General features: G+C 57.3%; 1 protein-coding gene and 1 pseudogene. Both read left to right on the top strand.

What is annotated here, in order from left to right; all coding sequences use genetic code 11:
• The first annotated feature begins 66 nt into the window (after window positions 1-66).
• A complete protein-coding gene (locus A3754_RS01860; RefSeq protein ID WP_035247581.1) occupies window positions 67-351 on the top strand; it encodes a hypothetical protein in 285 nt (94 codons plus the stop codon).
• 412 nt (window positions 352-763) lie between these two features.
• A pseudogene (locus A3754_RS01855) lies at window positions 764-1230 on the top strand (PCRF domain-containing protein); the annotation flags it as partial.

The raw sequence follows: 1230 nt of genomic DNA, 5'->3' as shown, positions 1-1230 counted from the left end.
CGGCATTGACTGCGCGGGGTGGCTATCGTCCACCGCCGTGTTGTGTCCTTAACGGAGGGGACTCAAATGAAGACCATACACAAGCACCGCCTGAAGGTGGTCAACGAAGTGCAGGAGTTACGCCTGCCCGAAGAAGGCAAGGTACTGCGGGTGGATTACATCCCCCAGGAAGCGGTGATTTTCATGTGGGTGGAAGTGGACGCGGACACCGTGATCGACACTCCGAAAGAAGTGCGCACCTTCAAGGTGTTCACCACCGGTTCCGGCATTCCCAACAATGCCCGCTATATCGGTACCACCATCGATAACATGAAGGGCGAGGCTCACCACGTTTACGAGTTGAGAGACTGACGTAGGAAGCGATCCGTTACATCTACGAAGCCGCTGTAGGAACGAAGCGTAGCGGAGTAACGCACGTATTTCCGTGAGGCCCGAAGGGTGAGCGAAGCGAATAGTCCCTCTTGAGGGACGAACCACGCGTCAGCGTGAAAATCATCCGCAGAGCCTACCCCGGATTCGGTTCGGAGCAGCAGAGCAACCGGGGCCTCCAGAATGATCAGGTGACCCCCGCATTGCCTGTTTCCTCGCGAGGGCTGGTATTCGTCCCTCAAGAGGAACTCCTACAGCGGCTTCGTTATAAACGTGCGGGTCGACGTTCCTGCGGAGCGGGGAGGCTCTGACCCTCGTCAGCCAACCCGCAAACCGTTAGACTGCGCTGTTGTCCGCATATCAATTTGCCAAGCACTTATTCTAGAGAGACGTAATGGAAGTCAATCCGCTGCGAACCCACCTTTCCAACCTGTCTGAGCGTGTCGAAGCGCTTAGGGGGTATCTTTGACTACGATCAGAAGAGTGAACGTCTGACCGAAGTCGAGCGCGAGCTTGAAAACCCGGATGTCTGGAGCGATCCGGACTATGCCCGGGCCCTGGGCAAGGAACGGGCCCAGCTGGAAATGGTTGTGAACACCATCAACGATGCCTCCCAGGGAGTGGAAGACACCTCCGCCCTGTTAGAGCTGGTGGTGGAAGAGGGGGATGAAGACACTCTCTCGGAAGTGGAAAGCGACCTGCGTGATCTGGAAAAAATGGTGGCGGATCTGGAATTTCGTCGCATGTTCTCCGGGCAGATGGATGCCTGTAACGCCTATCTGGATATCCAGGCCGGTTCCGGTGGCACCGAGGCCCAGGACTGGGGCGAGATGATGCTGCGCATGTACCTGCGCTGGGGCG

The organism is Alcanivorax sp. HI0083 (assembly GCF_001635175.1).
The sequence above is the reverse complement of the archived record's forward strand: the minus strand, read 5'-3'. Positions and strand labels throughout refer to the sequence as shown.

Bases quoted from the DNA above. Each gene is read 5' to 3' on its own strand.
- A3754_RS01860 (WP_035247581.1), top strand. From the start codon at position 67: ATGAAGACCATACACAAGCACCGCCTGAAGGTGGTCAACGAAGTGCAG.